The organism is Thioclava pacifica DSM 10166 (assembly GCF_000714535.1).
Classification (GTDB): Bacteria; Pseudomonadota; Alphaproteobacteria; order Rhodobacterales; family Rhodobacteraceae; genus Thioclava; species Thioclava pacifica.
This window is the reverse complement of the sequence record NZ_AUND01000001.1, coordinates 69,156-95,782: the sequence shown is the minus strand read 5'-3', so window position 1 is coordinate 95,782 and position 26,627 is coordinate 69,156. Positions and strand designations below refer to the sequence as shown.

Here is a 26,627-nt window from a genome sequence, read left to right as displayed (position 1 = left end):
AGGATCGCCGTGGACGCATTGAAAACACGGCTGGTCGAGAAAGCCCTTGAGGAAGGGTTTTCGAAGGCGCGCGTAACCACGCCCGATGCGATCCCTCAGGCGGCGGAGCGGCTGGACGCCTTCGTGAGCGCCGGGATGCATGGGCAGATGGGCTGGATGGAAGAGCGTCAAAACTGGCGCGGCGCGCCGGATGCGCTCTGGCCCGAGGCGCGCTCGGTGGTGATGCTGGCCGAGGCCTATACGCCTGACTATGATCCGCTGGAGCTGCTGGAGCAGCGGGACCGCGGCGTGATTTCGGCCTATGCGCAGGGCCGCGATTACCATGATCTGGTGAAGAAGCGGCTCAAGCGGGTCGGGCGCTGGCTGCTCGATCAGGCCGAGGGCGCGCAGATCAAGGTCTTCGTCGATACCGCGCCGGTGATGGAGAAACCGCTGGGTCAGGCGTCGGGGCTTGGCTGGCAGGGAAAGCATACGAACCTGCTCGCGCGCGATCTGGGCAACTGGTTCTTCCTTGGTGCGATCTTCACCACCGTCGAATTGGAGCCCGATGCGCCGGAGGTCAGCCATTGTGGATCCTGCACGGCCTGTCTCGACATCTGCCCGACCGAGGCCTTTCCCGCGCCTTACCAGCTCGACGCGCGCCGCTGTATTTCCTACCTGACGATCGAGCATAAGGGGCCGATCGCGCCGGAGCTGCGCGCGAAGATGGGCAACCGGATCTATGGCTGCGACGATTGCCTCGCCGTTTGCCCGTGGAACAAGTTCGCCGCCGAGGCGCGCGAGCTGCGCTATCACGGGGGCGTCGGCGCGCCGCCGCTGGCGGAGCTGGCGGGGCTTGATGATGCGGCATTCCGGGCGCGGTTCGCGGGCTCTCCGATCAAGCGGATCGGACGCGACCGGTTCCTGCGCAATGTCCTTTACGCGATCGGCAACTCGGGCGATCCGTCACTCGTCGAGGCGGCGCGGGCGCATCTTGAAGACCCTGATCCGGTGGTGGCCGAAGCGGCAAGCTGGGCGCGCGCACAACTGGCGTAAAATCGCGATTGCAAGCGGTGCGCGCCGCGCTAGCTTGGAGGGCATGACCAGTTCCGCACTTCCCACCCCCTCGCCGATGACAGGCATCAGCCTCAAGCTCGGGGCCGTGATCGGATTCGTGGTGATGCAGGCAATGATCAAGGCGGTGGCCTCGGAGGTGCCCCCAGGTGAGGCGGTTTTCTTCCGCTCTTTCGTCGGGATCGTGCCGATCCTGATCTGGCTGGCCTGGCGGCACGAACTGGGACAAGGGCTGCGCGTCGCCAAGCCGATCAATCACGTGATGCGCGGGGTGATCGGGACGACGGCGATGGGGTTGAGCTTTGCCTCTCTTGCATTCCTGCCCCTGCCCGAAGCAACCGCACTGGGCTACGCGGCCCCGCTTCTGACGGTGGTCTTCGCGGCACTCCTGCTGAAGGAGACGGTGCGGCTTTTCCGGATTTCTGCGGTTGGCCTCGGGCTTCTGGGTGTGCTGATCGTGCTTTGGCCCAAACTCGGCAGTGAGGGGCCGAATGCGGGAACCGAAGCGCTGGGTGCGGGACTGGCGCTGGCCGGCGCCACCTGCGCGGCGCTGGCACAGATCCAGATCCGGCGCATGGTCGGGACCGAACGCGCCTCGGCCATCGTGTTCTGGTTTTCGGCCACCGCGAGCGTGCTCTCGCTCCTGACCCTGCCCTTCGGCTGGGTGATGCCGGGCCCGCGCGAGGCGGCGCTCCTGATCGGGGCGGGACTTCTGGGCGGAACGGCCCAGATCCTGCTTACCTCCGCCTATCGCTTCGCCGATGCCTCGATCGTGGCGCCGTTCGACTATGCTTCCATGATCTTCGCGCTGGCGATCGGCTATTCGGTTTTCAACGAGATACCCACCGCTGCAACGCTTTGGGGGGCGGCGCTGGTCATCGTGGCCGGGATCGCGATTATCCTGCGCGAACATTGGCTTGGGCTGGAACGACGCCGCGCACGCAAGGCCGCCACACCCCAGGGTTGAGCCGGTTTCCGCCTGCGACGAAAAACCGTCACCTGAAGATTCCCCGACTCACCGCAATTCTGCTATAAGAGAGAGGCAGCGATGAAGAGGAGAAGATCCATGTCCCGTCACATCATCGACCACGCCAAGCCGAAATCCGATGGCTCGCGTCTCAAGCGGTTCCTCGAATTACAGCGGCGTGAAGGGGTCCACCCCGCGATCCTGGAACTCAGCAAGCGCGAACAGCCTGCCAACGGCGCGCGCATGAAACAGTTTCTCAAGATCGAACGGGCCAAAGCGAGCTGAGCGCATTGCCACAGCGGCTTTGCGGAGACCGGCACAGAAAAAAGGGCGCGCCTGACTTGGCGCGCCCTTTTCGTTTATTCGCTTTTTGAGGCGCCTCAGGCGCGCACGAGTTTCTCGTAGGTCTCGGCGATATCGCGGGTGAGCGCACCGACCTCGAAGTTGAACTCGCGGATCTGGCTCACGGGCGTGACTTCGGCAGCGGTGCCGGTCAGCCAGCACTGTTCGAACTCGGCCAGTTCGGTCGGCTCGATCAGGCGCTCATGCACGGTGATGCCCTTCTCTTCCAGCAGCCCGATCACGGTGCGCCGGGTGATCCCGTTGAGGAACACGTCGGCCTTCGGCGTGTGCACCTCGCCATCCTTCACGAAGAAGATGTTCGCGCCGGTCGCCTCGGCGACGTAGCCGCGCCAATCCATGAACAGCGCGTCCGAATAGCCGCGATCCTCAGCGGCATGTTTCGACATGGTGCAGATCATGTAGAGACCGGCAGCCTTGGCTTCAGCCGGGATCGTGCGCGGGTCGGGGCGGCGCCATTTCGCGATGTCGAGCTTGGCGCCCTTCATCTTCGCATCGCCGTAATAGTTGCCCCATTCCCAACCGGCCACAGCCAGACGAACCGGGTTCTTGCGCGCCGAGACGCCCATATCCTCGCCCGCGCCGCGCCAGGCCACCGCACGCACGTAGGCGTCGGTCCACCCATTGGCCTTCAGCATGTCGTATTTCGCCTTCTCGATCTCCTCGACCGAATAGGGGATCTCCATATCGAGCAGGTTGGCCGATTTGCGCAAACGCTCGGAATGCTCGACACCTTTGAAGATCTTGCCGTTATAGCAACGCTCGCCTTCAAATACCGAGGAGGCATAGTGCAGCGCGTGGGTCAGAATGTGGACATTGGCGTCGCGCCAGTCCACCAGTTTACCATCCATCCAGATCTTACCGTCACGATCCTCATACGACCCGGCCATCATACCCTCCTTGCGGCTCTGCCGATTTACGAATATTGCGCGCGATCAGTCCGATCCGGACATTTTCTTGCGCGAAAACTGCCGTTCGGTACCAGTTGAGTCTTGGAAAGTCAACAAGGCTGACTTAAAGTCACAGAAAAGAGAGGGAGAGAGATGGCCGACAGCGGAAGCCCCGGGGGCGAAACCCTTTTGTTTCTGACGGACGAGCAGCTGCGCAAGGGGATCGAGGCGATGTTCTTCGCCTATCGCGCCTTTACTGCGGATCCCGATCGGCTTTTGGAAGAACATGGCTATGGCCGCGCGCATCACCGGGCGCTGCATTTCATCAATCGCCAGCCGGGCCTGACCGTGACCACGCTGCTCGCAGTGCTGGGCGTGACCAAGCAATCGCTCAACCGCGTGCTGCGCACGCTGATCGAGGACGGGCTGGTCGAGAGTCGGGTCGGCAAGCGCGACAAGCGCGAGCGGCGGCTACATCTGACCGAGGCAGGCGAGGCGCTGGAGCGCGCGCTCTCGGAGGCGCAGCGCGGGCGTATGCGCGCCGCCTATCGCGCGGCCGGGCCGCAGGCGGTGGCTGGCTTCCGGCAGGTTCTCGAGGCAATGATGGGTCCGGACCTGCACAAGCTCTACCAGATGATGAAAGACGAGTGATGCCCTACTCCGCCGATCCTCACCTGCTCATCATCGACGATGACGAGCGCATCCGCACGCTGCTGAAGGGCTTCTTGCAGCGCCACGGCTTTCTGGTGACCGCGGCGCGCGATGCCGCCCATGCGCGCTCGCTGCTGTCGGGGCTCGAGTTCAACCTGATCGTGATGGATGTGATGATGCCGGGCGAGGACGGGCTGAGCCTGACCCGCGATCTGCGCAAGACGATCGCGACACCGATCCTGCTGCTGACCGCGCGTGGCGAAACCCGCGACCGGATCGAAGGGCTCGAAGCAGGCGCCGACGACTACCTGCCCAAGCCGTTTGAGCCCAAGGAACTGCTGCTGCGGATCAACGCGATCCTGCGCCGCGTGCCGCAGGATGCCGAGACCGGCCCGAAATTCCTTTCGCTGGGGCCGCTGAAATACGATCAGGACCGGGGCGAGCTCTGGGACGGCGAAAGCCCCGTGAAGCTGACCGCGACCGAAGTTCAGCTGATGAAGATCTTCGCCTCTCATGCCGGAGAAGTCGTCAGCCGGACCGCGCTGATCGAGGAACTCGGCCGCGAACGTTCAGCCAACGAGGACGGCTCGGGCGGCGACCGCGCCGTCGACGTGCAAATCACCCGCCTGCGCCGCAAGATCGAGCGCGATCCGCGCGAGCCGCGCTATCTCCAGACCGTGCGCGGGCTGGGCTACATGCTCGCCCCGGACTGAGTTTTCGACGGGCCCGGCCAATGATGTGAAATTGTTATATGATTTTACTTGATTGATTCGTTTTGTCGCAGGGCGAAAAGATCGCAGGACAGCGTGTACGGGACTGTTGGCGCTCGCAGTCCCCTAATCGCTCGGATGACCCGGGGTGACGTGTTGCAACTGCGTCATTTACATTGGTTCAGCCGGTCTTGAAGCCGAATGACTTCTGGACTGACAAATTCGTGATTGCTATGAGAGCGGCCATGTTGGGCGGCACTGCGAGATGTGCCCCGGCACGTCACTATCGGCCCATCCCACGGGCCCGGGAAGGAGAGACAACGTGTCCCACGCAGACAATAACGCAGGTTCCCGGAGGGATTTCCTCTACTACGCCACCGCCGGCACCGGCGCGGTCGTCACCGGCGCGGCCGTCTGGCCGCTGGTGAACCAGATGAACGCCTCGGCCGACGTCAAGGCGCTCTCGTCGATCTATGTGGATGTCTCGGGCGTCGAGATCGGCACCCAGCTGACGGTGAAATGGCGCGGCAAGCCCGTCTTCATCCGCCGCCGGACCGAAGAAGAGATCAACATGGCGCGCGAAGTGCCGCTCGACGAGCTGATCGACCCCTCCGCCGAGAACGCGAACAAGCCCGACGCCGATGCGGCCGACGAGAACCGCACGCTGGACGAAGCGGGCGAATGGCTTGTGATGATCGGCGTGTGCACCCACCTGGGCTGCGTGCCGATCGGCAATGGCGCGGGCGAGTACCACGGCTGGTTCTGCCCCTGCCACGGTTCGCATTACGACACCGCCGGGCGGATCCGCAAAGGTCCCGCACCGCGCAACCTCGATATCCCGGTGGCGCAGTTCACCGACGAAACCACCATCCTGCTGGGCTGAGGAGGCACTGAGATGTCGGGCATTCCCCACGACCATTACGAGCCCAAGACGGGCGCCGAGAAATGGGTGCATTCGCGCCTGCCGATTATCGGGCTGATCTATGACACGATCATGATCCCCACCCCCAAGAACCTGAACTGGTGGTGGATCTGGGGTATCGTGCTGGCTTTCTGCCTGGTGCTGCAGATCGTCACCGGTATCGTTCTGGTGATGCATTACACCCCGCATGTCGACTTGGCCTTCGCCTCGGTCGAGCACATTATGCGTGACGTGAATGGCGGCTACATGCTGCGCTACATCCACGCGAACGGCGCGTCGCTGTTCTTCCTCGCCGTCTATATCCACATCTTCCGCGGCCTCTATTACGGCTCCTACAAGGCGCCCCGCGAGATCACCTGGATCGTCGGCATGATCATCTACCTGTGCATGATGGGCACCGCGTTCATGGGCTACGTGCTGCCCTGGGGCCAGATGTCCTTCTGGGGCGCGACCGTGATCACCGGCCTGTTCGGCGCGATCCCGGGCATCGGTCCGGACATCCAGGCCTGGCTGCTGGGCGGCCCGGCGGTGGACAACGCGACGCTGAACCGCTTCTTCTCGCTGCACTACCTGCTGCCGTTCGTGATCGCCGCGCTGGTCGTGGTCCATATCTGGGCCTTCCACACCACCGGCAACAACAACCCGACCGGCGTCGACGTGCGTCGCGGCTCGAAGGCGGAAGCCGAGAAGGACACCCTGCCCTTCTGGCCCTACTTCGTGATCAAGGACCTTTTCGCGCTGGCTGTCGTGCTGCTGATCTTCGCCGCGGTCGTGGGCTTCATGCCGAACTATCTCGGTCACCCCGACAACTATACCGAAGCGAACCCGCTGGTGACGCCCGCACATATCGTGCCCGAATGGTACTTCCTGCCCTTCTACGCGATCCTGCGCGCTTTCACCGCCGATGTGTGGGCCGTGATGTTCGTGAACTGGATCACCTTCGGTATCGTCGATGCGAAGTTCTTCGGCGTGATCGCGATGTTCGGTGCGATCATCGTGATGGCGCTGGCGCCGTGGCTCGACACCTCGAAAGTGCGCTCGGGCGCCTACCGTCCGATGTTCAAGTGGTGGTTCTGGCTGCTCGCGATCGACTTCGTGGTGCTGATGTGGGTGGGTGCGATGCCAACCGACGGGATCTACCCCTATATCTCGCTGATCGGCGCAACCTACTGGTTCGTCTACTTCCTGATCATCCTGCCGCTGCTGGGACTGATCGAGAAGCCGGCGCCGCTACCCGCGACGATCGAGGAAGACTTCAATCATCACTACGACATCAAACCGGCCGAGTGAGTAAGGAAGAGGGACGCAAAATGAAAAATCTTCTGATCTCCGCCATTTCGGCACTGGCCATCGGCACCGGCTTCTTCGCCGGTCCCGCCCTGGCCTCGGGCGGTGGCGAAAGCCATGTCGAGAATGTCGACTTCTCCTTCGAGGGTGCTTTCGGCACCTTCGACCAGCAGCAGCTGCGTCGCGGCTTCCAGGTCTATCGGGAGGTCTGCTCGGCCTGCCACGGCCTGAAATTCGTGCCCTTCCGCACGCTGGCCGACGAAGGCGGCCCGATGATGGATCCGGCCTGGGTTCGCGCCTATGCGGCCGAGTTCACCATGGTCGACAAGGAAACCGGCGAGGACCGTCCGGGCAAGGAAACCGACCACTTCCCGACCGTGACCGGCGAGGGCATGGGCCCCGACCTGTCGCTGATGGCGAAGGCGCGCGCGGGCTTCCACGGCCCCTACGGCCTCGGCCTCAACCAGCTCTTCCGCGGCATGGGCGGCCCCGAGTACATCTACTCGATCCTGACCGGCTATACCGGTGAGGAAAAGGAAGAGGCGGGCTCGTTCTTCTACGGAAACCACACCTTCCCGGGCGGCTGGATCGCGATGCCGCCCCCGCTCTCGGAAGACCTCATCGAGTATGAGGACGGCACGCCCGCGACCGTCGAGCAGATGGCCAAGGACATTTCGGCCTTCCTGATGTGGACGGCCGAACCCAAGCTCGAGGCGCGCAAGCGCTGGGGCTTCGTGGCCGTTATCATGCTGGTGCTGCTCAGCTCGCTTCTCTACCTGACGAACAAGAAGCTCTGGGCCCCGCACAAGGGCAAGCATGTCGATCTGTGATCGCTGCTGAATTGAGATGACAGACGCCCCCTCGGAAACGAGGGGGCGTTTTTCTTTCGACGAGCGCGGGCTGCGGCCCCTGCGCCCACACGATCCGCGTCACAATGGTTGCCAAGGACAGGACCGCGCCTTAACTCACAGGGAGCAACCTCAGGAGAGACAATGCCCGACCTGCCCGATTTCCCCCATGCCTCGCCTGCGGCCCGCGCGCCGCGGCTCTGCGTGCTGATCGACGCGGATAACGTGCCCGCCTCCTATGCCGAGGCAATCTTTGAGGAGATCGCATCACTGGGCGAGGCCTCGGTGCGCCGGATCTATGGCGACTGGTCGGCGCAGCGACTCGCAGGCTGGGCAAAGCGCGTGGCCGAGCTGGGCCTCGTCGCGGATCAGCAATTCGCCAACACCAAGGGCAAGAATGCCTCGGATATCGGCCTCGTCATCGCGGCGATGGATTTCCTCCATTCGGGGCTCTTCGACGGGTTCGTGCTGGTCTCCTCCGACAGCGATTTCACCCGGCTCGCCGCGCGCATCCGCGAACAGGGGCTCGACGTCTACGGCATTGGCGAACAGAAAACGCCCGAAGCCTTCCGCAAGGCCTGCAAGCGCTTCATCTATGTCGAGAACCTCGGCAATGGCGACAGCTCTACCGCCAGCACGAAACCAAGCCCCGGCAAGGGCAGCGCGCCGAAATCCGCTGGCGGCAAACAGGAACCGAAAGAGGCGATCCCGATCATCGTGAACGCAATGAAGGCAATCGGCCTGGAAGAGGAATGGTATTCGCTCGGTCAGCTCGGCCAGTTCATCACCCAGGCGAACCCGGATTTCGATACCCGCACCTATGGCAGCGCGAAGCTCTCGGACCTGCTGATCAAGACCGGACGCTTCCAGCTCCAGCGCGGCGAAGGAAATCAGTGGATGGTGCGCGATCTGGCCTGATCAGGCGCGCTTCTTGCCATATCTCGCAAGGAACATCTCCACCGCGCCCTTGATCACGCGCGCTTTGTCGAGCGACGAGCAGCAGCTCATACCGAAGAGCAGCTTGGCATGCAGCTCGGCCTTGCACAGTTCGGCGAAGAGATGCGCCGCGAGATCGAGATCGTCGATCTCCAACTCGCCGCGTGCGACCGACTGCTCGAGATAGGCGCAGATCTTGTCATGCACGAGCTGCGGGCCGGAGGCATAGAAAGCCCGGCCCAGATCGGGAAACCGTTCGGCCTCGGCCACGCAGAGCCGGTAAATCCCCTGCCCCAGATCGGACGCCATGAAGTCGATGATCTGCTCCGCCGCCTGTGGCAACACCACCTCGGGGGGCTGGCTGAAATCGATTGTCTCGCTCGCCTGTTCGGCCTGACGCTGACATTCGGTCCGCGCCACTTCGAGAAACATCAGCCGCTTGTCGGGAAAATAGCTGTAGAGCGTGGCCTTGGAGACGCCCGCCTCCTTCGCGATATCGTCGACCGAGGCGCCGTCATACCCATCGCGCAGAAAGATCATCCGCGCACCTTCGAGCACCTGATCAAACTTCCGCCCGCGATGGATCTGATCTGCGTCCGCCATTCACCTCTCCGCTGCCGGGCATCCTCACCCGGTCCCTCAGAATAAACCGGCTCGTTCACCTCCCGCAAGGCGGCGCAACGTCACGTCATGCCCGCCATGCAGCCAGCAAGGCGATCTTCGACACACGCGCGGCGCGCCTCGCACAAAGACGCTCTCTTCTTCTTGATGAAAATATCTCGGGGTGAGGCGCGCAAGCGCCGAGGGGCAGCGCCCCTTACCTTCAGCCGATGGTCCCGCGCGTCCCGCCCGTTTGGCCGCGATCCATCAGGAACTGATCGAGGATCACGCAGGCCATCATGGCCTCGGCCACCGGCACCGCGCGGATACCGACACAGGGATCGTGGCGGCCCTTGGTGATCACCTCGACCTCTTCGCCCGCGACATTGACCGAGCGGCGCGGCGTCAGGATCGAGGAGGTCGGCTTGACCGCGAAGCGTACGAGGATCGGCTGGCCGGTGGTGATCCCCCCGAGGATACCGCCCGCGTGGTTGGACAGGTATTCGACCCCGTCCGGACCCATCACCATCTCATCGGCATTATCGACGCCGGTCAGCGCCGCTGCGGCCATCCCCTCACCGATCTCGACACCTTTCACCGCGTTGATCGACATCATCGCGGCGGCGAGTTCGGTATCCATTTTCGCGTAGATAGGCGCACCGAGACCCGCCGGACACCCTTCCGCCACGACCTCGATCGCAGCCCCCACCGAGTTCTGTCCCTTGCGGATCGCGGCGAGGTAATCGGCCCATTCGTCGACCGCTTCCGCGTCGGGAATGAAGAACGGGTTTTGCAGGATCTGACTGCGGTCGAAACGCGCGCGGTTGATGTGCTTGGCGCCCATCTGGACCATGTAGCCGTAGATCTTCAGATCGGGGACCAGCTGGCGCAGCACCGCCTGCGCCACACCGCCAGCGGCAACACGGGCCGCCGTCTCACGCGCGCTCGAGCGCCCGCCGCCGCGATAGTCGCGCACACCGTATTTCTGGTGGTAGGTGATGTCGGCATGGCCGGGCCGGAACTGCCGCGCGATCTCGCCGTAATCCTTGGAACGCTGATCGGTATTCTCGATCATCAGCTGGATCGTGGTGCCCGTGGTCTTGCCCTCGAACACGCCCGACAGGATGCGCACCGCATCGGGCTCCTTGCGCTGGGTCGTCTCCTTCGACTGGCCCGGACGGCGGCGGTCGAGGAATTGCTGGATGAACCCCTCGTCGATCTCGATCCCCGGAGGGCAGCCATCCACCGTCGCGCCCAGAGCGGGCCCGTGGCTTTCGCCCCAGGTGGTGACGCGAAACAGGTGACCAAATGTGTTGAAGGACATGGGCGCGGCCTCGATCGGGTATGTTCGGCGTCTGCTTTAGCAACCGGGGCGGTGCGAGGCAACGCGGATGGTGGTGCGTGACATAGGAAAGGCGCGCCACGAGGCACCGCCGCGGAGCGCTTGGTGCGAGCCCTCTCACCACTCTATCGCACCATGACCTGCCCCGGACGCCCTCGCCTTCGCACTTGCACCGCCCCGCGCGTGCCCTTAGGTTGCGCCTCACCTCGGGGTGCCGGCGCAAGGCTGGCTGAGATGCGATCTTCGCGAACCCGTTGAACCTGAACCGGTTAAGACCGGCGGAGGGAAGGTAGCCGGATCCCCCGGCCCCACTCCGCCCGGCAAGCCCAAGGAGTGAGGCATGAAAACCCACCTGATGCTTGCGGGAGCCCTGAGCCTGATCGCCACGATGGCGGCGGCAGAGGACAAGCCCGTACTCACCGTCTACGCGCCCGACTACTTCACGAGCGATTGGGGCCCCGGCCCCGCGATCGAGAAAGGGTTCGAGGCGATCTGCGACTGCGATCTGAAATTCGTGGCGGGCGATGTGCTGCCGCGCATCCTGCTCGAAGGCGACAAGACGCAGGCCGATATCGCGATCGGTCTGAACACCGACGTGACCGCCAAGGCGCGCGCGACGGGCCTCTTCGCGCCGCATAACGAGGACACCTCGAACCTCACCATGCCGGTCAAATGGACCGACCCGATCTTCCTGCCCTTCGACTGGTCCGAGCTCGCCTTCGTCTATGACAAGACCAAGCTGAAGACCCCGCCGAAGAGCTTCGAGGAGCTGCTCGACGCGCCGAAGGATGCCTACAAGATCGTCATCGAAGACCCGCGCAGCTCGATCGCGGGGCTGTCGCTGCTGCTGTGGGTGAAGGACATCTATGGCGACAAGGCCGAACAGGCCTGGGAGAAAATGGCGCCCAAGGTGCTGACCGTGACCCCGGGCTGGTCCGAAGCCTACGGGATGTTCACCGATGGCGAGGCCGATATGGTGCTGTCCTACGTCACCTCGCCCGCCTATCACATCATGGCGGAGAAGGATGACAGCAAGGTCGCGGCGATCTTCCCCGAGGGGCATTACTTCACCCCCGAGCTGGTCGCGCAGCTCAAAACCTCGAAGCACCCGGAGCTGGCGCAGAAATTCATGGATTACGTTCTCAGTCCCGAGTTTCAGGGCATGATCGCGACGGCGAACTGGTCCTTCCCGGCGAAGCTGCCGCATGACCAGCTGCCCGAGGTCTTCCAGACCCTGCCGATGCCCGACAAGACGCTCTATCTGGGCGAGGACGAGGCCGAGAAACTGCGCGGACCGGCGCTGGACGAATGGCAACGCGCCTTCGCGAAATAACGCCCGCGGCCCTGGCGAGCGCGGCTCTGGCCGCGCTCGTTCTGGGCGCGCTGGCGGCGGTGGCGATCCGCGCGGGCGGGCTGACCGGCCTGCGCGCAACCGATCTCGCCGCGATCCGCTTCACGCTCTGGCAGGCGGCTCTGTCCGCGCTGCTCTCCTGTCTCCTGGCAATCCCTGTGGCGCGCGCATTGCATCGCCGCCGCTTTCCCGGGCGCGGCCTGCTGATCTCGCTCTTGGGCGCGCCTTTCATCCTGCCGGTGATCGTTGCCGTCTTTGGCCTGATCGCCGTCTTCGGACGCCGTGGGCTGGTCAACGCAGCCCTCGCGCCTTTCGGGGTCGAGCCGATCTCGATCTACGGCGCGCATGGGGTGATCATCGCCCATGTCTTCTTCAACCTGCCGCTGGCGACGCGGATGATCCTGCATGGATGGGAGGCGATCCCCACCGAGCGGTTCCGCCTCGCCGCGTCCCTCCGCTTTGGTCCCGCCGAGGTCACCCGCCATCTCGAACGCCCGATGCTGCGCGCGGTTCTGCCCGGCGCGTCCCTTGCGATCTTCCTCGTCTGCCTGACCTCCTTCGCAGTTGCCCTGACCCTTGGCGGCGGCCCGCGCGCGACCACGGTGGAGCTTGCGATCTATCAGGCCTTCCGCTTCGATTTCGACATGGGCCGCGCGGCGAGCCTCGCGCTGGTGCAGGTCGCGATCTCGGTCACGGCGCTGCTGATCGCGGCGCGCGTGACGACACCCGCGAGCTTCGGCGCAGGTCATGACCGCACCTCCCTGCCGATCCCGCAACTCTCCGTTGGCGCGGGGCGCGCAACCCTAGATGCGCTCGCGATATTGCTCGCCGCCGCCTTCCTGCTCGCCCCGATCGGCGCGGTCTTCGCCCGGGGGCTGCCGGCCCTGCCCGAGCTGCCCGCGATGATCTGGCCCGCGACGCTGACCTCGCTGGGGATCGCGCTTGCGTCCACCCTTGTCACGCTCATCATCGCCTTGCCGCTGGCACTCGCCGCGACCCGCCACCGCTGGGCCGAGATCGCGGCGATGCTGCCGATGACGGCCTCGGCGCTGGTGATGGGCACGGGCGCGTTTCTCATCGCGCGGCCCTTCGTGAACCCCACCAGCCTCGCCCTGCCGATGGTGCTGCTGACCAATGCCGCGCTGTCGATCCCCTTCGCGACCCGTATCCTGATGCCCGAGATCCGCACCCTTCAGGCCGATTACGACCGGCTCGCGGCCTCTTTGGGCCTGCGCGGCCTCGCCCGCCTGCGGCTGCTGACGCTGCCCCGCCTCGCGCGCCCCTTGGGCTTCTCGGCAGGGCTCGCGGCGGCGTTTTCAATGGGCGATCTTGGCGTCATCACGCTCTTTTCCGATGGCCAGACCCGCACCCTGCCGCTGGCGCTGTTCCAGCTGATGGGCTCTTATCGGATGGATCAGGCGGCGGGCGCGGCGACGCTCCTGCTGACACTCACCTTCGCGCTTTTCTGGGCGCTCGACCGTGCGGGGCATCATGCTGACCCTCGATAATCTGCTCATCGAACAGGGCGACTTCCGCCTGAGCGCCGATTTTGAAATCGAAACCGGGGCCAGGGTTGCGGTGATCGGACCATCGGGGGCGGGCAAGTCCACGCTGCTTTCGGTGATCTCCGGGTTCTTCACGCAACGCGCGGGCCGGGTTCTCTGGGACGGCATCGACATCACAGGAACCGCGCCAGGGGAACGCCCGCTCTCGATCCTGTTTCAGGACCAGAACCTCTTTCCGCATCTGAACCTCGAAACCAACCTCGCGCTTGGGCTGAACCCGAAAGGCAAAATCGACCGTGCGGCGCGGGCGCGGATCGAAGCTGCCCTGGAGCGCGTCGGGCTGGACGGTTTCGGCAAGCGCAAGCCGGGGCAGATCTCGGGCGGGCAGCAAAGCCGCGCGGGTCTGGCACGCGCTCTGTTGCGGGCTCGGCCGATGCTGCTTCTCGACGAGCCTTTTGCAGCTCTCGGGCCTGCGCTGAAGGCGGAAATGCTCGCGCTGGTAGCCGAGATCGCAGGCGAACAGGGAACGACGGTGCTGATGGTCAGCCACGATCCCGAGGATGCGCGTGTGCTTTGCCCGCAGACCGTTCTCGTCGCAGACGGCATCGCGCATCCGCCGCAGGACACGGCTGCACTACTGGCCAATCCGCCGCCGGTTCTGAAGGATTATCTGGGATAAAGGGCGCAGCCCCGGGCTCAGGTCTTGCGGACCCGGATCACCACGTCGACGCGGGTGATCTCCGCGCCTTCCGGCGCCTTGGGCACCGAAAGAAGCTTGAGCTCTTCGGCCGGCGCATCCGACAGACGGTTGTCATCTTCCCAGAAGAAATGCGGGTGATCGTCCATCCGGGTGTCGAAATAGCTGCGCGAGGCGTCCACCGCGATTTCGTGCATCAGGCCCGCTTCGCAGAAGGCCTTGAGCGTGTTGTAAACAGTGGCGAGCGAAACTTTCTCGCCGCGTTTGAGAGCGGAGGCATAGAGGCTTTCGGCGGTGACGTGACGATTGTTGCCATCGCCCACGAGAAGCGTGGCCAGCGCAAGACGCTGACGGGTTGGGCGCAGCCCCCCCTTAGCGAGCCAATCCTGCCCGCGACGCTGTTCTGTCGAGCTTTTCACAGCCATGTCACCTCTCCTCTCTATCCTATATGCGACTTTTCGCCTCGGGTTTCAATGGAACCCGGAAGAAGCCCCCACGCCGTTGCCCTTGCGCCGCTCAGCCGCGCGGTGATAGAGGGTTTGAAAAGCACGCCAAAACCGGGAAGGAGCGCCAATGGCAGGGTTTCCGACGAGCTTCGGGAAAGAGGATCTTCTGAAATGCGCACGCGGGGAGCTGTTCGGCCCCGGCAATGCGCAGCTTCCGGCGCCTCCGATGCTGATGATGGATCGCATCACCGAGATCTCGGGCGATGGCGGTCTGCACGGCAAGGGCCATGTGGTCGCCGAGTTCGACATCACGCCTGACCTGTGGTTCTTCGAATGCCATTTCCCCGGCAACCCGATCATGCCCGGCTGCCTCGGCCTCGACGGTCTGTGGCAGCTCACCGGGTTCAACCTCGGCTGGCGTGGCTGGCTGGGCCGCGGCTATGCGCTCGGCGTGGGCGAAGTGAAGCTCACCGGCATGGTCCGCCCGGATCGCAAAATGCTGACTTACAAGGTCGATTTCACCAAGGCCGTGCAGACCCGCCGGCTGACCATGGGCGTCGCCGACGGGATCGTCGAGGCCGATGGCGAGATCATCTACCAGGTCAAGGATATGAAGGTCGCGCTCTCCGAGAGCTGACCCCCAATTCGAGAAAAGACAGGAGGCCCGTCATGCGCCGCGTCGTCATCACCGGTTTGGGCATCGTCTCGCCCATCGGCAACAATGCCGAAGAAGTCACCGCCAGCCTGAAGGCCGGGAAATCCGGCATCGTCTTCGCCGAGGACTATGCCGAGCGTGGCTTCCGTTCGCAGGTCAAAGGTCAGCCGCAGATCGTGCTCGAGGACCATATCGACAAGCGCAACCTGCGCTTCATGGGCCCGGGTGCCGCCTATAACTTCATCGCGATGGAGCAGGCGCTGGCCGATAGCGGTCTGGAAGACGGCGACATCTCGAACCCGCGCACCGGCCTGATCATGGGCTCGGGCGGTCCGTCGACCTCGAACTTCTTCGAGGCGCACCGGATCGTCATGGAGAAGGGCTCGCCCAAGCGCATGGGCCCGTTCATGGTCACCCGCTGCATGAGCTCGACGAACTCGGCCTGCCTCGCAACGCCGTTCAAGATCAAGGGTGTGAACTACTCGATCACCTCGGCCTGCTCGACCTCGGCGCATTGCATCGGCAACGCGGCCGAACTGATCCAGATGGGCAAGCAGGACATCGTCTTCGCCGGCGGCGGCGAGGAACTCGACTGGACGCTGAGCTGCCTCTTCGACGCGATGGGCGCGATGTCGTCCAAGTATAACGACACGCCCGAGACCGCCTCGCGCGCCTTCGACGCGACCCGCGACGGCTTCGTGATCGCGGGCGGCGGCGGCGTTGTCGTGCTCGAAGAGCTTGAGCACGCCAAGGCGCGTGGCGCGAAGATCTATGCCGAAGTCACCGGCTACGGCGCGACCTCGGACGGCTATGACATGGTGGCCCCCTCGGGCGAGGGTGGTGAGCGTTCGATGAAGCTCGCCGTCTCGACGCTGCCCGAAGGCCGCAAGGTCTCCTATATCAACGCGCATGGCACCTCGACGGTGGCGGGCGACGTGACCGAGATCGAGGCCGTGCGCCGCGTCTTCGGCGAGGGCAACGTGCCGAAGATCTCGTCCACCAAATCGCTCACCGGCCATTCGCTCGGCGCGACCGGCGTGCATGAGGCGATCTATTCGCTGCTGATGATGCAGAACAACTTCATCGCGGCGTCGGCCAACATCACCGAGCTCGATCCGGCGATCAAACCGGAAGAGATCGCAACGCAGCGCATCGACGACATCGAGCTCGACTCGGTCCTGTCGAACAGCTTCGGATTCGGCGGCACCAATGCGTCGCTCGTGATGAGCAAATATCGCGACTAACGGCAAGAAACGGCGGCGGGGACGGGAATGGCGGAACTGATGAAGGGTAAGCGCGGCCTCGTGATGGGTGTCGCCAATGAGCGTTCGATTGCCTGGGGCATCGCGAAGGCGCTGGCCGATGAGGGTGCGGAACTTGCCTTCTCCTATCAGGGCGAGGCTTTCGGAAAGCGCGTGGAGCCGCTGGCCGCGAGCGTCGGATCGACCCTGCTGCTCGACGTGGACGTGAATGACGACGCCTCGATGGATGCCGCCTTCGCCAAGCTGAAAGAGGAATGGGGCTCGATCGACTTCGTGATCCACGCGATCGCCTATTCCGACAAGAACGAGCTGACGGGACGCTTCATCAACACCACCCGCGACAACTTCAAGAACTCGCTGACGATCTCGTGCTACAGCTTCATCGATGTGGCCAAACGCGCGTCCGAGCTGATGACCGAAGGCGGCTCGATGATCACGCTGACCTATATGGGCTCGCAGCGCGTCACGCCCTTCTACAACGTGATGGGCGTGGCCAAGGCCGCACTGGAATCGGCGGTGCGCTATCTCGCGGCCGATCTCGGCCCCGACGGGATCCGCGTGAACGCGATCTCGCCCGGTCCGATGAAGACGCTTGCGGGCGCGGCCATCGGCGGCGCACGCAAAACCTTTCGTCACACCGAGGCCAACGCGCCGCTTCGCCAGAATGCGACGCTCGAGGCGATCGGCGGGACGGCGGTCTATCTGTGCTCGGAATACGGGGCCTGCACGAGCGGCGAGATCATCTCGGTCGACAGCGGCTATCACGTTCTGGGCATGCCCGCGGCCGAGAACCTGTAAGGGGCTGACCTCTAGCAGGGCGCGCGCCGGCCCGTGGGGTGGCGCGGCATACGCTTTGAACGGCAGCGTTTTATACCAGCCAAATCCCTCCACGATCCGAGCGTCTTGCGCAGGTGGCCAAGGCGGCAGCCCGTGGGGACGGGCCGGCGCGCGCCCTGCGGCTACGCCGCGCATCGGGCGCGAGCTCATGCTTGAGGATACCTCTCTCTTTCGCCCGTCGGTCCCTCACGCTAGGCTCGCCATGACCCATCAGGGAGGCGCGCATGGCACTCGATTTCTCCATTGGTATCATCGGCTCGGGCATGCTCGGCGCGGCCATCGCCGAGGCGCTCTGGCGGGCGGAGCCGCAGGCGCTGTTCGTCGCGAACCGCTCGGGCAAGGCGCCGGACATCCCGGGCTTTCCCGCCGAGAACGTGCTGACCGACCCGCAGGCGCTGGCGGATCGTTGCGACGTGGTGATCCTCTGCGTGCCGCCCGCCGCCGCGCGTGACCTCAGGATTGACGCCACGGACAAGCTGGTGATCTCGGTCATGGCCGGGGTGCCGCTGGCCGAGCTCAGCCGTATCTCGGGAAGCCTGCGTGTAATCCGCGCGATGTCGAGCCCCGCCGCTGCCCAAGCACTCGCCTATTCGCCGTGGTTTGCGAGTGACGCGATCACCGAGCAGGACCGCGCCCGCACACGTGCCCTGTTCGAGGCCTGCGGGCAGACCGACGAGCTCCATGACGAGGCGCAGATCGACCTTTTCACCGCGATGACCGGGCCGGTGCCGGGCTTCGTCGCGGCCTGCGCGGCGGCGATGGCGCGCCATGCCGAGGCCGAGGGTGTCCCGCCGGAAGTCGCTGACCGGGCCGTGCGCCAGCTTTTCCGATCGGCGGGCGAAATGATGACCGAAGGCCCAACCCCGCAAGCGCATGTGCAGGAAATGATCGACTATGCGGGCACCACGGCTGCGGGTCTCGTCACCCTGCGCGACAACGGGTTCGGTGCCTGCCTCGCCGAAGGGCTGGCCGCCGCCACCCGGAAATCGCGCGAGATCTACTGACCCTTGCAGCGCCGCGCCCGCGCGCTAGGCTGGTTGCGACGATCAGGGGAGGGTTCGCCATGTCCATTCAGCTTTGCGTTTTCGATGCCTATGGCACGTTGTTCGATGTCGACGCCGCCGCGCGCGAGCTGGCGCTGGAGGAGCCGCGCCTGACCGAGATCTGGCCGCGTCTGGCCGCCGACTGGCGGCGCAAGCAGCTCGAATATAGCTGGCTACGCGAGGTGATGGGCGATTACGTCGATTTCTGGCAGCTCACCCGCGACGGGCTCGACTGGGCGATGGAGGCGCAGGGGCTCAACGATCCCGACCTGGCCGCGCGGCTGATGGCGCTCTACCGCGAGCTGCCCGCCTATCCCGAAGTGCCCGAGATGCTCGACGCGCTGCATCATCGCGGCATCGGGCGGGCGATCCTGTCAAACGGCGCACCGGAGATGCTCGACGCGGCGGTGCATGCGGCGGGGGTGGGACATCTGCTCGATGACGTGATCTCGATCCACGGGCTTGGCCATTACAAGCCGCGCGGCGCGGTCTACGAACTGATCGCGCAGAAGATGGGGGTCGCGCCTGAAGAGACCTGTTTCGTATCGTCCAATGGCTGGGATGCGGCGGGGGCTGCGAAGGCCGGGTTCCGGGTGCTCTGGGTCAATCGTGCAGGCGTGCCAGTGGATCGGCTCCCCTACAAACCCGCCGCAACGCTCAAGGATCTGCGCGCCGTGCCCGATTGGGTCTGAATGCACGCTTCGGTCTTTGACCCTCGCGCGGGGCACATCCGTCAGTCTTTCATCTGCCGCAACGCATTGCGCAGCCGCATCGTCTGCGACTGGAACGCCTCTGCGTCGGCGTATTCCACAAAATCCCGATAGCGCAGATGCGGCCCCTTCACACGCCGGGCATGTTTGATCGGACACCAATATTGCTCGGTCCGCCCGGCGACCTCACGCACATAGCTCAGCAGTCCGTTGCAATAGCCGCAATAGACGCAGTTGAGCTTTTGCAGCCCGTTCAGATAGGCCAGATGCTGGCGGTCGATCGCGATGTGGTCCGACCGCTTCACTTTCGCGATCTTGTAGATCGGGAAACAGATCGCCTGATAGACCGTCACGAACAGATCGAGCAGCACGAAGGGCACGATCAGCGCATAGATCACCGGCGCGCTCAGAACGACCATCGGCCGGGTGTATTTCAGGAACTGCCACAGCCTCACCCGTGCCTTGCGATGGGCGTCGCGCACGTTCTTTTCGAACACGACCTTGTTGCGATCGAGGTGAAACTGCATCGCGTCGCGCCGGCGATCCCATTCCTGCTCGATCTCATCCTCGAGCGCGTTGAGCCTGGCTTGCAATTTGTCGAGCGTTTCAGACATGGCGATCTCCTTCCCGCGCACTATGATCCGTGCCAGAGCAGCAATCCAGAGGAGACGCGCAATGAAGTTCTTCACCGCAGATGACGGGGCGAAGCTGGCCTATCTCGACGAGGGAGAGGGCGTGCCGGTGCTTGCGCTGTCCGGCCTGACCCGCAATGTGCGCGATTTCGACTATGTCGCCCCCCATCTGGAAGGCGTACGCTTCATCCGCATGGATTACCGCGGGCGCGGGCAAAGCGCGTGGACGGGCGAGGCAAGCTATACCGTGCCGCGCGAAGCAGCGGATGCGCTACAATTGCTCGACCATCTGGGGCTGGAGAAGGTCGCGATCCTCGGCACCTCGCGCGGCGGGCTGATCGGGATGTATCTGGCCGCGACCGCGAAGGACCGGATGACGGGGCTGTGCCTCAACGATGTCGGCCCGGTGCTGGAGATGGAGGGGCTCAACAAGATCTTCGACTATATCGGGCGCAACCCGGCGGCGAAGAGCTATGCCGAGATGGCCGCGAAACTGCCCGCCGCGATGACCGGGTTCGAGGGCGTGCCCGAGAGCCGCTGGCTCGACGAGGTCCGCCACCACTATGTCGAGACCGAAACCGGCCTGAAGATCAATTACGACCCCGAGCTGCGCGATGCCTTCCTTGCCGCCTTCAAGGGCGATATTCCCGAAGCTTGGCCGCTGTTCGAGGCCGCCGAGGGGCTGCCGCTCGCGCTGATCCACGGCGCGAATTCCGACCTGCTGAGCGATACCGCGGCGCAGGAAATGCAGCGCCGCCGCCCCGATATGATCTATGCGAAGGTGCCCGGCCGTGCGCATATCCCCTTCCTCGACGAGCCCGAGGCGCTGGACGCGCTGAAGGCCTGGATCGCGAAGCTCGGCTGACGGAACGTGCGCGAGGGGCAGATCATCTTTCTGGCGAGCGCCATCACCCTTTTCACAGGGGCGTTCTGGGGGCTCTACTGGTTGCCCGTGCGCGCGCTCGACGCGCGGGGGCTGGCAGGCGCCTGGGGGACGGTCGGGATCACGCTCGCGGCACTTGCGGTGCTCGCCCCCTTCGCCTGGCGCAAGCGGCAGGAAATCGCGGCGACCTCGCCTGTCGCACTGGCCTCGATCGCGCTGGGAGGCGGGGCTTTCGCGCTTTACTCGATCGGCTTTGTGTATGGGCGCGTGGCGCTGGTGATCCTGCTGTGGTTTCTCACCCCGGTCTGGTCCACGCTCATCGGTCGCTTCGTCATGGGCTGGCCCACGCCGCGACTGAGACTCTACGCGATCGCGCTGGGGCTGGCGGGGCTGGCGCTGATGCTGGGCGCAGGCGGCGGGTTGCCGCTGCCCCGCGATCTGGGAGAATGGATGACGCTTTTGGGGGGCGTACTCTGGGCGATTTCGACCACCGGCATCCGCGCGACCTCGCGCCTCTCTCCCGCGCCTTCGGCTTTTGTCTTTTCGCTGGGGGCGGCATTGGCGAGCCTGATCCTCGCCCCGATCCTCGCGCCTCTTCCCACCATGGTCGAAACGCTCCCCGTCACGCTGGCCCTTACGCTTGGCACCGGTGCGATCTGGTGGGGGCTGTCGCTCGCGGCGCTGATGTGGGCCACCGTGCGGCTGGAGCCCGCCCGCGTCGGCATCCTGTTGATGACCGAGGTGGTGGTGGGAGCTATCTCGGCCGCGTTTCTAGCCCATGAACTGCTTTCGCCGATGGAACTCGCAGGGGGGCTTCTGGTTCTGGGCGCGGGTGTGCTGGAGCTGTGGCCGGTGAAGGTCGCAAACCCTCAAAGCCGTTCCTGAACCCCGTTCAGGGTTGCGAGATCAGCGCCTTGGCTTCGGCGATGACGCGCTCGGCCAAGCCGCCAATCGCCTCGGGCGCAAGGCTCTCGGCCTCAATCACCCGCTCTTGCTCCACATGGCGGGCGCGGTGCTTTTCATAACGCGGATCGTAATGGTCGCGCATCAGCTCGCCAGCCAGCGCCGCATATTCGCCCGCCGCGGCCTGTTCCTGCCACTGGGCGATCCGCTCGGCGGGCTGGAACGGGCGGAGCTGGTCGATCACCGACAGCAGCCGTTCGGGATCGGCGGTGATATCGGCATAGGCGCGCGCGAGATAGGCGGCGCGCTCGGCCAGCGGCGCTTTCACCCGAATGCGTGGCGCATCCTTGATCGCGGTCCATATCCCCTTGGGCAGTTGCAGATCGCCGATCTTCGAGCTTTCCGCCTCCAGCAGCACCGGGCGCGACGGATCGAGCGCGGTCACCTCCATCGCCAGCCGGGTCTCGAAATCCTTCTGGCTCGACTGCCCGCCTTCCATCGCGCCGAACAGCGAGCCGCGATGATTGGCGAGCCCTTCGAGGTCGATCACCTGCGCGCCCTGACGCTTCGCCGCCTTCAGGATGTCGGTCTTCGCGGTGCCGGTATTGCCATCGAGCACGACCACCGGACAGGGCATCGGGGCATTGCCCGCCTCGACCACCAGCGCGCGAAACGCCTTGTAGCCACCCTCGACCAGTTCCACCCGCCAGCCGATCTGCTTGAGGATCGTCGCGAAAGAGCCCGAACGCTGCCCGCCACGCCAGCAATAGACGAGCGGGCGCCAGCCCCCCTCCTTGTCGGCCAGAGGCCCGCGCAGATGTTTCGCGGCGTTCGAGGCCACGATGGCCGCCCCGATCTTGCGCGCATCGAAGGGCGAGACCTGCTTGTAGATCGTGCCGACCTCGGCGCGCTCGGCATCGTCCATCACCGGCAGGTTGATCGCGCCGGGAATATGATCCTCGGCAAATTCCGAAGGCGAGCGCACGTCGATGATCGTGTCGAAATCGAGCGCCGCAACCCCGGCCAGAGAGGTGAGTTGCATCAGTAGACGGTGACCTGCGTGCCCACGGGGACCGTGTTGAAGAGCTCGATCACATGGTCATTCACCATCCGGATGCAGCCATTCGAGACCGCATGCCCGATGGAGCTCGGCGCGGTCGTGCCATGGATGCGGATCGCGGTGTCGCGGCCGTTCTGATAGAGATACATCGCCCGCGCGCCCAAGGGGTTCTTTGGCCCGCCCGGCATCCCGTCGGCATATTTCGCGTAAGAGCCCGGATCGCGCTGGATCATCTCCGGGGTGGGTTTCCAGCTCGGCCATTCGACCTTGCGGCCGATCGTGGCGGTGCCGCGGAAGGTCAGCTCGGCTTTGCCGACGGCGACGCCGTAGCGCATCGCCTCGCCCGGCGCGACGATGTGGTAAAGGAAGAACTTGTCCGACAGCACGATGATCGAGCCCACCGGCAGATCGGGCTTCACACGCACCTTGGTCGGGTAATATTGCGAGCCGATCGGCCAACGTTTCGCGGGCTCGCCTTCAGGCTCGACCTCGAGGGCGAAAGCGGGCAGGCCCGCGAAGGGCAATGCGGCCAGCGACAGCACAAAGGCACGACGGTCCATCGTCAGCTCCTCGTAAAAATGACTAAGGGCGAAGCTAGCAAAGCCGCTCCGCCCTCTCAAGCTTATGCGCCGCCCACAGCATAACTGCCGGGCCGAGCGTTGCCTGTCTGCCTTACTTTTCGCCGAAAGCGCAGCCGGCCTTGATGCCGAACAGGCCGAAGATCTTGGCAGCCGGGCAGAAACCGGTGAAAGCCGATTGCAGCAGGTTGGCACCGATGAAGACGGTGAACCAGACGAAATAGGGCGAGACCCAATGCGTCAGCGCAACGCTGATCAGGATCATCACACCGGCAAAGGCGAAGATGGTGCGGTCGAGGTTCATGGGATTGCTCCGGAAAAGGGGTTGTTCTTGCGCGCGCTGTACCATTTCCTCACGACAAATTCAATCCTTGGCATATGTCTCTTAGCGCTTGACCGCAGGGCGAAATCCCCCAGATCAGGGGGCAGGAGACATGCGATGACGAAAACCAGCTTTAGCATCGACGCGATGCACTGCGGCGCCTGCACGGGCCGCGTGGAACGCGCCCTTCTGGCCGAGCCGGGGGTGACATCGGCCTCTGCAAACCTGATGGCGCGCAGCGCGAGCGTGGAATTCGACGCCCCCGCCACCCAGGCGAGCCTGCGCGCGGCTCTCGAAAAGGCGGGCTACCCGGCCTCGGGCGGCTCCGCGCGGCTCGAGGTCGAGGGCATGACCTGCGCCAGCTGCACCGGTCGCGTCGAGCGCGCATTGACCGCCCTGCCCGGCGTCACCTCGGCCAGCGTCTACCTTGCGACGCAAAGCGCGCAGGTCTCCTTCGATGAAGCAACGCTCACGCCCGAGGATCTCGCCCGCACCGTCACCGAGGCTGGCTACCCTGCCCGCATCGCGGATCGCAGCGCGCCCACAGCACCCGCTGCCGAACGCCAAGCCGCCGAGGCGCGCCAGCTCAAGCATCAGTTCCTGCTCTCGCTCGTCCTGACCTTCCCGGTTTTCGTGCTCGCGATGGGGGCGCATATGATCCCCGGCGTGCATCACCTGATCGCCTCGACCATTGGCGAGCGCGCGAGCTGGTGGATCCAGTTTATCCTGACGGCGGCCGTTCTGGCTTTCCCGGGACGCCTGTTCCTTCGCATCGGTATCCCCGCCCTGCTGCGCGGCGCGCCCGAGATGAATTCGCTCGTGGCGATGGGCTCGCTCGCGGCGTTTTTCTATTCCGCACTGGTGACCCTCGCCCCGCAGCTGCTGCCCGAAAGCGCCCGCGCCGTCTATTTCGAGGCCGCCGCGACCATCGTCACACTGATCCTGCTGGGCCGCTGGCTGGAGGCGCGCGCGAAGGGCCGCGCGGGCGAGGCGATCTCGCGGCTGATCGGCTTGCAGCCCAAGACCGCCCGCGTGCAGACCGAGGCCGGGGTCGAGGAACGCCCCATCGCCGAGCTTGCTCCGGGCGACGTGCTACTGCTTGCCCCGGGCGAGCGGGTGGCGCTCGATGGGGTGATCACCGAGGGCGCGGGCCATGTCGATGAAAGCATGCTCACGGGCGAGCCCCTGCCCGTCACGAAAGCCGAGGGCGACAAGATCACCGGCGGCACGGTGAATGGCGAGGCGGCGCTGAGCTACCGCGTCACCGCAATCGGCGCCGATACGGTGCTCTCACGGATCATCGCGATGGTCGAAGAGGCACAGGGCGCGAAACTCCCGGTTCAGGCGCTGGTCGACAAGGTCACCCGCGTCTTCGTGCCGGTGGTGATGGCACTGTCGGTTCTGACCTTCGCGATCTGGATGCTGGCGGGGATGGGCTTCACCCATGCTTTCGTCGCCGCAATCTCGGTGATGATCATCGCCTGCCCCTGCGCGATGGGGCTGGCCACACCCGTCTCGATCCTCGTGGGCACCGGGCGCGGCGCCGAGCTGGGCCTGCTGTTTCGCCGCGGCGACGCGCTGCAACGGCTGTCGGAGGTCGCACTAGTGGGCTTCGACAAGACCGGCACGCTGACCGAAGGGCGCCCCGCCCTGACCGATCTCGAACCCCTCGCCGATCTCTCGGAAAGTGAAATCCTCGCACTCGCCGCCGGTGCCGAGAGCCGGTCCGTACACCCGCTCGCCCGCGCGATCCTCGCCGAAGCCGCGGTGCGCGGTATCGCCCATGCCCCGGTCAAACGCGTGAAGGCGCTCTCAGGCAAGGGGCTGCGCGCGCAGGCCGAGGCGGGCAAGCTCTGGATCGGCAATGCCGCCGCGATGGCGGAGGCCGAGGCCGATATCTCGCCTTTCTCGGAGCGCGCCGCCGCCCTTGCCGCCAAAGGCCGCACTCCGGTCTGGATGGCGATCGAGGGCAAGCCCGTAGCGCTGATGGCGCTGTCGGACCCGATCAAAGCCGAGGCGCGCGACGCCATCGTGGCGCTTCACGCAGCGGGCGTTCAGGTCGCGATGGTCACCGGCGACACCCGCGCCACCGCGCAAGCCGTCGCCAGTGAGCTTGGCATCGACCGGGTCGAAGCCGAAGTGCTCCCCGAAGGCAAACGCGACGCGGTCGAAAACCTGCGCGCAACCGGCCCCGTGGCCTTCGTCGGCGACGGGATCAACGACGCGCCTGCGCTGGCCGCGGCCGATGTCGGCCTTGCGATCGGAACCGGCACCGATGTCGCGATCGAGGCGGCCGAGGTGGTGCTGATGCGCGGTGATCCGACGGGCGTGGCCAAGGCGCTCGATCTGTCGCGCGCGGTGATGCGCAACATCAAGCAGAACCTGTTCTGGGCCTTTGCCTATAACGTTGCGCTGATCCCGGTCGCGATGGGTATTCTCGTGCCCTTCGGCGGCACCGGCCTGTCGCCGATGCTGGCGGCGGGAGCGATGGCGTTTTCCTCGGTCTTCGTGGTCTCGAACGCGCTGCGCCTGCGCCGCGCCGCTCGCTGATCGGCGAGAGCGCGCCGAGGCGGAAAATCCCCACTTCCCAAGTGCGTCCTGCCTCGCTTAGCTGCTCGCGACCCGACCGGAGCGCCTGCATGCTGACACGCCGATTTTTCCTGCTCTCGCTGAGCGCGCTTGCCGCCTGCGGCGGCTCGCCCCACCCGATGGCGAAGCCCGATTACAATCCACCGCTTCATCCCGGCGAGACGACCGAACTGCGCGTGCTCATCAATCGCTATTCCGACCATTACGGCGTGCCGCGGACCCTCACCCATCGAGTAATCCAACGCGAAAGCCGCTACCGCGCCAATGCCCGAAACGGTCCCTATTACGGGTTGATGCAGATCCTGCCCCAGACCGCGCGCGGGATGGGGTTCAAGGGCAAGCCGAAGGATCTGCTCGATGCCGAGACGAACCTCAAATACGCGGTGAAATATCTGCGCGGGGCCTGGCTTCTGGCCGATGGCTCGGAAGATCGCGCCGTGATGTGGTATGCGAAGGGCTATTATTACGAGGCCAAGCGGCGCGGGATGCTGAAGGAGACCGGGCTGCGCTGACCCGGCGCTCGCGCCCGTAGCAGGGTGAGGACGCTCCGCGGGGGATATTTGGAGCAGTTGGAAGACAGGTTCTCGT

At 65.0% G+C, this 26,627-nt stretch carries 29 protein-coding genes and 1 riboswitch; of the genes, 21 read left to right on the top strand and 8 right to left on the bottom strand.

The features are described 5' to 3' along the window. The first annotated feature begins 9 nt into the window (after positions 1-9). The 3 genes from queG to TP2_RS00455 all read left to right on the top strand — a co-directional run bounded on the left by queG (position 10) and on the right by TP2_RS00455 (position 2,305). The gene (gene queG, locus TP2_RS00465; protein ID WP_240473673.1) at positions 10-1,035 is read left to right on the top strand and encodes a tRNA epoxyqueuosine(34) reductase QueG; all 1,026 of its coding nucleotides are present in this window, start codon (positions 10-12) and stop codon (positions 1,033-1,035) included. Between the two features lie 43 nt (positions 1,036-1,078). Next, the gene (locus TP2_RS00460) at positions 1,079-2,020 is read left to right on the top strand and encodes a DMT family transporter (RefSeq protein ID WP_038072210.1); all 942 of its coding nucleotides are present in this window, start codon (positions 1,079-1,081) and stop codon (positions 2,018-2,020) included. Between the two features lie 99 nt (positions 2,021-2,119). Continuing rightward, positions 2,120-2,305 (top strand): hypothetical protein, encoded by a 186-nt coding sequence (locus TP2_RS00455; RefSeq protein ID WP_038072207.1) that lies wholly within the window; start codon positions 2,120-2,122, stop codon positions 2,303-2,305. A gap of 95 nt (positions 2,306-2,400) precedes the next feature. Here TP2_RS00455 and TP2_RS00450 read toward each other — a convergent pair whose 3' ends face one another. Continuing rightward, entirely contained in the window at positions 2,401-3,270 is an 870-nt protein-coding gene (locus TP2_RS00450) for a branched-chain amino acid aminotransferase (protein WP_038073196.1), read from the bottom strand. 153 nt (positions 3,271-3,423) lie between these two features. Here TP2_RS00450 and TP2_RS00445 point away from each other — a divergent pair, with 153 nt between their 5' ends. The 6 genes from TP2_RS00445 to TP2_RS00420 all read left to right on the top strand — a co-directional run bounded on the left by TP2_RS00445 (position 3,424) and on the right by TP2_RS00420 (position 8,606). After that, a complete protein-coding gene (locus TP2_RS00445) occupies positions 3,424-3,921 on the top strand; it encodes a MarR family winged helix-turn-helix transcriptional regulator (protein WP_038072204.1) in 498 nt (165 codons plus the stop codon). Next, entirely contained in the window at positions 3,921-4,634 is a 714-nt protein-coding gene (locus TP2_RS00440; protein ID WP_038072201.1) for a response regulator, read from the top strand. The genes TP2_RS00445 and TP2_RS00440 overlap by 1 nt, the downstream gene beginning before the upstream one ends. Before the next feature lie 319 nt (positions 4,635-4,953). After that, positions 4,954-5,514, top strand: coding sequence for a ubiquinol-cytochrome c reductase iron-sulfur subunit (petA, locus tag TP2_RS00435; RefSeq protein ID WP_038072198.1), 561 nt, complete (start codon positions 4,954-4,956; stop codon positions 5,512-5,514). 12 nt (positions 5,515-5,526) lie between these two features. Next, on the top strand, positions 5,527-6,843 hold the full coding sequence (gene petB / locus TP2_RS00430; protein WP_038072195.1) for a cytochrome b: 1,317 nt from the start codon (positions 5,527-5,529) through the stop codon (positions 6,841-6,843). A gap of 20 nt (positions 6,844-6,863) precedes the next feature. Further along, positions 6,864-7,670 (top strand): cytochrome c1, encoded by an 807-nt coding sequence (locus tag TP2_RS00425; protein WP_038072193.1) that lies wholly within the window; start codon positions 6,864-6,866, stop codon positions 7,668-7,670. 162 nt (positions 7,671-7,832) lie between these two features. After that, complete coding sequence (locus TP2_RS00420; RefSeq protein ID WP_051692077.1) at positions 7,833-8,606, top strand: NYN domain-containing protein; 774 nt, start codon at positions 7,833-7,835, stop codon at positions 8,604-8,606. On the opposite strand, the gene TP2_RS00415 is transcribed toward TP2_RS00420, so the two are convergent. Beyond that, positions 8,607-9,227: a TetR/AcrR family transcriptional regulator gene (locus TP2_RS00415; RefSeq protein WP_038072191.1), complete on the bottom strand. Its 621-nt coding sequence runs from the start codon at positions 9,225-9,227 to the stop codon at positions 8,607-8,609. A gap of 220 nt (positions 9,228-9,447) precedes the next feature. Next, positions 9,448-10,548: a chorismate synthase gene (gene aroC / locus TP2_RS00410; RefSeq protein ID WP_038072188.1), complete on the bottom strand. Its 1,101-nt coding sequence runs from the start codon at positions 10,546-10,548 to the stop codon at positions 9,448-9,450. Between the two features lie 215 nt (positions 10,549-10,763). After that, positions 10,764-10,870, top strand: a riboswitch (TPP riboswitch). A 36-nt stretch (positions 10,871-10,906) separates the two neighbouring features. Between aroC and thiB the strand changes: the two genes are divergently transcribed. Genes thiB through TP2_RS00395 form a run of 3 tightly spaced genes read left to right on the top strand, consistent with a single transcriptional unit; the run spans position 10,907 to position 14,101 of the window. Continuing rightward, a complete protein-coding gene (thiB, locus tag TP2_RS00405; protein ID WP_038072186.1) occupies positions 10,907-11,899 on the top strand; it encodes a thiamine ABC transporter substrate binding subunit in 993 nt (330 codons plus the stop codon). Next, on the top strand, positions 11,875-13,425 hold the full coding sequence (locus tag TP2_RS00400) for an ABC transporter permease family protein (protein ID WP_038072184.1): 1,551 nt from the start codon (positions 11,875-11,877) through the stop codon (positions 13,423-13,425). Before thiB ends, TP2_RS00400 begins: the two co-directional genes overlap by 25 nt. Further along, positions 13,409-14,101 (top strand): thiamine ABC transporter ATP-binding protein, encoded by a 693-nt coding sequence (locus TP2_RS00395; RefSeq protein WP_038072182.1) that lies wholly within the window; start codon positions 13,409-13,411, stop codon positions 14,099-14,101. The genes TP2_RS00400 and TP2_RS00395 overlap by 17 nt, the downstream gene beginning before the upstream one ends. A 17-nt stretch (positions 14,102-14,118) precedes the next feature. Here the strand turns inward: TP2_RS00395 and irrA are convergent, their stop codons facing one another. After that, positions 14,119-14,544: an iron response transcriptional regulator IrrA gene (gene irrA, locus TP2_RS00390; protein WP_038072180.1), complete on the bottom strand. Its 426-nt coding sequence runs from the start codon at positions 14,542-14,544 to the stop codon at positions 14,119-14,121. 148 nt (positions 14,545-14,692) lie between these two features. Between irrA and fabA the strand changes: the two genes are divergently transcribed. From fabA to TP2_RS00365, 5 genes are all read left to right on the top strand, one after another. Continuing rightward, positions 14,693-15,202 carry a bifunctional 3-hydroxydecanoyl-ACP dehydratase/trans-2-decenoyl-ACP isomerase gene (fabA, locus tag TP2_RS00385; RefSeq protein WP_038072177.1) on the top strand — a complete coding sequence of 170 codons (510 nt, stop codon included), beginning with the start codon at positions 14,693-14,695 and terminating at the stop codon, positions 15,200-15,202. 32 nt (positions 15,203-15,234) lie between these two features. Beyond that, positions 15,235-16,464, top strand: coding sequence for a beta-ketoacyl-ACP synthase I (fabB, locus tag TP2_RS00380; RefSeq protein ID WP_038072175.1), 1,230 nt, complete (start codon positions 15,235-15,237; stop codon positions 16,462-16,464). 27 nt (positions 16,465-16,491) lie between these two features. Next, positions 16,492-17,280, top strand: a complete 789-nt coding sequence (locus tag TP2_RS00375; RefSeq protein ID WP_038072173.1) for an enoyl-ACP reductase FabI — start codon at positions 16,492-16,494, stop codon at positions 17,278-17,280. 263 nt (positions 17,281-17,543) lie between these two features. Continuing rightward, on the top strand, positions 17,544-18,323 hold the full coding sequence (locus TP2_RS00370) for a pyrroline-5-carboxylate reductase family protein (RefSeq protein ID WP_038072171.1): 780 nt from the start codon (positions 17,544-17,546) through the stop codon (positions 18,321-18,323). 59 nt (positions 18,324-18,382) lie between these two features. Continuing rightward, a complete protein-coding gene (locus TP2_RS00365) occupies positions 18,383-19,054 on the top strand; it encodes a haloacid dehalogenase type II (protein ID WP_038072168.1) in 672 nt (223 codons plus the stop codon). Between the two features lie 41 nt (positions 19,055-19,095). Here TP2_RS00365 and TP2_RS00360 read toward each other — a convergent pair whose 3' ends face one another. Then, a complete protein-coding gene (locus TP2_RS00360) occupies positions 19,096-19,686 on the bottom strand; it encodes a hypothetical protein (protein ID WP_038072165.1) in 591 nt (196 codons plus the stop codon). Positions 19,687-19,747: 61 nt separating this feature from the next. Here TP2_RS00360 and TP2_RS00355 point away from each other — a divergent pair, with 61 nt between their 5' ends. Together TP2_RS00355 and TP2_RS00350 are read left to right on the top strand one after the other, a co-directional pair. Then, positions 19,748-20,569 carry an alpha/beta fold hydrolase gene (locus TP2_RS00355; protein WP_038072162.1) on the top strand — a complete coding sequence of 274 codons (822 nt, stop codon included), beginning with the start codon at positions 19,748-19,750 and terminating at the stop codon, positions 20,567-20,569. Positions 20,570-20,575: 6 nt separating this feature from the next. Further along, a complete protein-coding gene (locus TP2_RS00350; RefSeq protein ID WP_206198297.1) occupies positions 20,576-21,472 on the top strand; it encodes a DMT family transporter in 897 nt (298 codons plus the stop codon). Between the two features lie 7 nt (positions 21,473-21,479). Here TP2_RS00350 and mnmH read toward each other — a convergent pair whose 3' ends face one another. The 3 genes from mnmH to TP2_RS00335 form a co-directional block, all read right to left on the bottom strand. Then, the gene (gene mnmH / locus TP2_RS00345) at positions 21,480-22,532 is read right to left on the bottom strand and encodes a tRNA 2-selenouridine(34) synthase MnmH (RefSeq protein ID WP_038072158.1); all 1,053 of its coding nucleotides are present in this window, start codon (positions 22,530-22,532) and stop codon (positions 21,480-21,482) included. Further along, on the bottom strand, positions 22,532-23,110 hold the full coding sequence (locus tag TP2_RS00340) for a L,D-transpeptidase (RefSeq protein ID WP_038072155.1): 579 nt from the start codon (positions 23,108-23,110) through the stop codon (positions 22,532-22,534). Before TP2_RS00340 ends, mnmH begins: the two co-directional genes overlap by 1 nt. Positions 23,111-23,222: 112 nt before the next feature. Beyond that, positions 23,223-23,432 carry a YgaP family membrane protein gene (locus tag TP2_RS00335; RefSeq protein WP_038072152.1) on the bottom strand — a complete coding sequence of 70 codons (210 nt, stop codon included), beginning with the start codon at positions 23,430-23,432 and terminating at the stop codon, positions 23,223-23,225. Between the two features lie 135 nt (positions 23,433-23,567). Between TP2_RS00335 and TP2_RS00330 the strand changes: the two genes are divergently transcribed. Together TP2_RS00330 and TP2_RS00325 are read left to right on the top strand one after the other, a co-directional pair. Beyond that, positions 23,568-26,000, top strand: coding sequence for a heavy metal translocating P-type ATPase (locus TP2_RS00330; RefSeq protein WP_038072147.1), 2,433 nt, complete (start codon positions 23,568-23,570; stop codon positions 25,998-26,000). An 89-nt stretch (positions 26,001-26,089) separates the two neighbouring features. Then, complete coding sequence (locus TP2_RS00325) at positions 26,090-26,551, top strand: lytic transglycosylase domain-containing protein (RefSeq protein ID WP_038072142.1); 462 nt, start codon at positions 26,090-26,092, stop codon at positions 26,549-26,551. The last annotated feature ends 76 nt before the right edge of the window (positions 26,552-26,627 follow it).

Coding starts and splice junctions, on each gene's coding strand:
- TP2_RS00425 (WP_038072193.1), top strand. CDS start 6,864: ATGAAAAATCTTCTGATCTCCGCCATTTCGGCACTGGCCATCGGCACC.
- TP2_RS00335 (WP_038072152.1), bottom strand. CDS start 23,432: ATGAACCTCGACCGCACCATCTTCGCCTTTGCCGGTGTGATGATCCTG.
- TP2_RS00445 (WP_038072204.1), top strand. CDS start 3,424: ATGGCCGACAGCGGAAGCCCCGGGGGCGAAACCCTTTTGTTTCTGACG.
- TP2_RS00375 (WP_038072173.1), top strand. CDS start 16,492: ATGGCGGAACTGATGAAGGGTAAGCGCGGCCTCGTGATGGGTGTCGCC.
- TP2_RS00325 (WP_038072142.1), top strand. CDS start 26,090: ATGCTGACACGCCGATTTTTCCTGCTCTCGCTGAGCGCGCTTGCCGCC.
- TP2_RS00370 (WP_038072171.1), top strand. CDS start 17,544: ATGGCACTCGATTTCTCCATTGGTATCATCGGCTCGGGCATGCTCGGC.
- TP2_RS00360 (WP_038072165.1), bottom strand. CDS start 19,686: ATGTCTGAAACGCTCGACAAATTGCAAGCCAGGCTCAACGCGCTCGAG.
- TP2_RS00340 (WP_038072155.1), bottom strand. CDS start 23,110: ATGGACCGTCGTGCCTTTGTGCTGTCGCTGGCCGCATTGCCCTTCGCG.
- fabB (WP_038072175.1), top strand. CDS start 15,235: ATGCGCCGCGTCGTCATCACCGGTTTGGGCATCGTCTCGCCCATCGGC.
- TP2_RS00455 (WP_038072207.1), top strand. CDS start 2,120: ATGTCCCGTCACATCATCGACCACGCCAAGCCGAAATCCGATGGCTCG.
- irrA (WP_038072180.1), bottom strand. CDS start 14,544: ATGGCTGTGAAAAGCTCGACAGAACAGCGTCGCGGGCAGGATTGGCTC.
- TP2_RS00330 (WP_038072147.1), top strand. CDS start 23,568: ATGACGAAAACCAGCTTTAGCATCGACGCGATGCACTGCGGCGCCTGC.
- aroC (WP_038072188.1), bottom strand. CDS start 10,548: ATGTCCTTCAACACATTTGGTCACCTGTTTCGCGTCACCACCTGGGGC.
- TP2_RS00460 (WP_038072210.1), top strand. CDS start 1,079: ATGACCAGTTCCGCACTTCCCACCCCCTCGCCGATGACAGGCATCAGC.
- TP2_RS00400 (WP_038072184.1), top strand. CDS start 11,875: ATGGCAACGCGCCTTCGCGAAATAACGCCCGCGGCCCTGGCGAGCGCG.
- petB (WP_038072195.1), top strand. CDS start 5,527: ATGTCGGGCATTCCCCACGACCATTACGAGCCCAAGACGGGCGCCGAG.
- TP2_RS00440 (WP_038072201.1), top strand. CDS start 3,921: ATGCCCTACTCCGCCGATCCTCACCTGCTCATCATCGACGATGACGAG.
- TP2_RS00450 (WP_038073196.1), bottom strand. CDS start 3,270: ATGGCCGGGTCGTATGAGGATCGTGACGGTAAGATCTGGATGGATGGT.
- TP2_RS00395 (WP_038072182.1), top strand. CDS start 13,409: ATGCTGACCCTCGATAATCTGCTCATCGAACAGGGCGACTTCCGCCTG.
- TP2_RS00420 (WP_051692077.1), top strand. CDS start 7,833: ATGCCCGACCTGCCCGATTTCCCCCATGCCTCGCCTGCGGCCCGCGCG.
- TP2_RS00355 (WP_038072162.1), top strand. CDS start 19,748: ATGAAGTTCTTCACCGCAGATGACGGGGCGAAGCTGGCCTATCTCGAC.
- mnmH (WP_038072158.1), bottom strand. CDS start 22,532: ATGCAACTCACCTCTCTGGCCGGGGTTGCGGCGCTCGATTTCGACACG.
- TP2_RS00365 (WP_038072168.1), top strand. CDS start 18,383: ATGTCCATTCAGCTTTGCGTTTTCGATGCCTATGGCACGTTGTTCGAT.
- thiB (WP_038072186.1), top strand. CDS start 10,907: ATGAAAACCCACCTGATGCTTGCGGGAGCCCTGAGCCTGATCGCCACG.
- TP2_RS00415 (WP_038072191.1), bottom strand. CDS start 9,227: ATGGCGGACGCAGATCAGATCCATCGCGGGCGGAAGTTTGATCAGGTG.
- fabA (WP_038072177.1), top strand. CDS start 14,693: ATGGCAGGGTTTCCGACGAGCTTCGGGAAAGAGGATCTTCTGAAATGC.